The organism is Achromobacter sp. GD03932 (genome assembly GCF_029839485.1).
Taxonomy (GTDB): Bacteria; Pseudomonadota; Gammaproteobacteria; order Burkholderiales; family Burkholderiaceae_B; genus Achromobacter; species Achromobacter bronchisepticus_A.
Window position 1 is genome coordinate 1 of the sequence record NZ_JAOCAT010000068.1, and the last position, 2,760, is coordinate 2,760.

2 protein-coding genes and 1 pseudogene are annotated in these 2,760 nt (G+C 55.1%); all 3 read left to right on the plus strand.

The window, feature by feature from the left end:
• The first annotated feature begins 351 nt into the window (after nucleotides 1-351).
• Entirely contained in the window at nucleotides 352-1,131 is a 780-nt protein-coding gene (locus tag N5C88_RS31340) for an APH(3')-VI family aminoglycoside O-phosphotransferase (RefSeq protein WP_000422634.1), read from the plus strand.
• 115 nt (nucleotides 1,132-1,246) lie between these two features.
• Nucleotides 1,247-1,795 (plus strand): annotated as a pseudogene (bla, locus tag N5C88_RS31345) (class A beta-lactamase); the annotation flags it as partial.
• Nucleotides 1,796-2,113: 318 nt separating this feature from the next.
• The coding region (locus tag N5C88_RS31350) for a transposase zinc-binding domain-containing protein (protein ID WP_280016927.1) at nucleotides 2,114-2,760 on the plus strand (647 nt) is incomplete at its 3' end.

The window sequence follows — 2,760 nt, forward strand, 5'->3', positions numbered from 1 at the left end:
TCCGCAGGGCGGCGCTCGGCCCGCTGTCGGGAATCAGCGAAGCATGGCTGCTGACAACGCCGCTGCGTGGCCCCGCGATGCCGAAATCCCACTCACAGACGTCCGATCCGTGCCCAAAACGGGGCTTGCGCGACCACCGCCTACCCAGCAGACTGCCCGAAAAGGGCGTTTGAACTTCCTATACGCTAGAGAAATTTGCTCAGCTTGTTGATTATCATAAGACTTTTCAAACTGTCGCACCTCATGTTTGAATTCGCCCCATATTTTTGCTACAGTGAACCTAATTAAGATCATCTATTTACTAGGCCTCGCATTTGCGGGGTTTTTAATGCTGAATAAAAGGAAAACTTGATGGAATTGCCCAATATTATTCAACAATTTATTGGAAACAGCGTTTTAGAGCCAAATAAAATTGGTCAGTCGCCATCGGATGTTTATTCTTTTAATCGAAATAATGAAACTTTTTTTCTTAAGCGCTCTAGCACTTTATATACAGAGACCACATACAGTGTCTCTCGTGAAGCGAAAATGTTGAGTTGGCTCTCTGAAAAATTAAAGGTGCCTGAACTCATCATGACTTTTCAGGATGAGCAGTTTGAATTCATGATCACTAAAGCGATCAATGCAAAACCAATTTCAGCGCTTTTTTTAACAGACCAAGAATTGCTTGCTATCTATAAGGAGGCACTCAATCTGTTAAATGCAGTTGCTATTATTGATTGTCCATTTATTTCAAACATTGATTATCGGTTAAAAGAGTCAAAATTTTTTATTGATAACCACCTCCTTGACGAGATAGATCAAGATGATTTTGAGGCTGAATTATGGGGAGACCATAAAACTTACATAAGTCTATGGAATGAGTTAAATGAGACTCGTGTTGAAGAAAGATTGGTTTTTTCTCATGGCGATATCACGGATAGTAATATTTTTATAGATAAATTCAATGAAATTTATTTTTTAGATCTTGGCCGTGCTGGGTTAGCAGATGAATTTGTAGATATATCCTTTGTTGAACGTTGCCTAAGAGAGGATGCATCGAAGGAAACTGCGAAAATATTTTTAAAGCATTTAAAAAATGATAGACCTGACAAAAGGAATTATTTTTTAAAACTTGATGAATTGAATTGATTCCAAGCAATATCTAAAAATACTTAACTGTCTTTTTAAGTTGCTAAGTTTTAAATAAATAAGTGAAAAAAGTTAGTGAAGCTACTGATTTAAAGCTTTATATCCGGTCACCGAACAGCAGGCGGGCCGCGGGATGAGCATTGCCGATCTCTGCCATGCCACGATCACCATGAGCGACAATACCGCCGCCAATCTTCTGCTCGACACGGTCGGCGGGCCTGCCGGTCTGACCGCTTTCCTGCGCGATATCGGCGATGCGACGACGCGGCTCGACCGCACCGAACCGGCGCTGAACGAGGCCCTGCCCGAGGATATGCGCGACACGACGACGCCGGCGGCGATGGCCGACACGCTGGAGCTTCTGCTGTTTTCCGAACTCCTCTCGCCCGAGGCGCGGGCGCAGCTTGAAAGCTGGATGCGGCAGGATGCCGTCGCCGACGACCTGCTGCGCGCGAGCCTGCCCGAGGGCTGGATGATCGGCGACAAGACCGGCGCGGGCGGCAACGGTTCGCGCTCGATCATCGCCGTCCTTCGGGGACCGGCGGGCGAGCCTTGGCTGGCGACCGTCTACATGACGCAAACCGGCGGGGATATGGACAAGCGCAACGCGGCCATTGCCCGCATCGGCGCGGCCATGATCGGCGAAATCCAAGCAAGGCGCTAAACCGGACCGGCGCCCGTCGCGAAAGCCGCGCGGCGGGCGCACGACGGGCCCCTTTGCCGCCGGATGGCCCGAGCCGGGGCACTCTGCTGAGGGCTGCTGGCGCGAGAGCGGGGGTTTTTAGAGGTGCCCTCAGGTAGGTGATTTGCTACGCTGCGCCGCGCCGATGTCTTACCCATGCGCGGGAGAAATGCCGATGGGCGGCGATGAGGCCGCGCGGAACACTGTGCAGCCGTCGATGCGCAGGATCGTTCCGTGCTGTGCCTCACCGCACCGGAGGGACGCGCCGCGCCGCGTGTCGCCCGTGCCGCAAACACCGCGCTGGCGGCCGCGCCGAGCTACGCACGCCATGTTCCCGAGCGCACGCTGCTGTACGCGCTGGTCGAGGCGCACTACCCGGACTTCATCGCAAGTCTTGAGGCGCAAGACCGCTCGCTGCCCGAGTATGTGCGCGAGGAGTTCGAGACCTACCTGCGCTGCGGCGTGCTCGAGCACGGTTTCCTGCGCGTGGTGTGCGAGCAGTGCCGGGCCGAGAGGCTGGTGGCCTTCTCCTGCAAGAAGCGCGGCTTCTGCCCCAGCTGCGGGGCGCGGCGCATGGCCGAGAGCGCGCGGCACCTGGTGGAGGAGGTGTTTGGCCCGCGGCCGGTGCGGCAATGGGTGCTGAGTTTTCCGTACCCGCTGCGCTTCCTGTTCGCCAGCAAGCCGGAGGCCATCAGCCCGGTGCTGGGCATCGTGCATCGTGTGATCGCCGGCTGGTTAGCCGATCAAGTCGGCGTCGACCACGCCAGCGCGCAATGCGGCGCGGTGACCCTGATCCAGCGCTTCGGCAGCGCGCTGAACCTGAATGTTCACTTCCACATGCTGTGGCTCGACGGCGTGTACGAGGAAACCACCGGGCCAGCGCAGCGCAAGCCGCGCCTGCGCCGCGCCCGTGCCCCCACCTCGGCGCAACTGACGGAACTGGCCGG

Excerpts from the sequence above, each read along its gene's own strand:
- N5C88_RS31340 (WP_000422634.1), top strand. The coding sequence starts at position 352 with ATGGAATTGCCCAATATTATTCAACAATTTATTGGAAACAGCGTTTTA.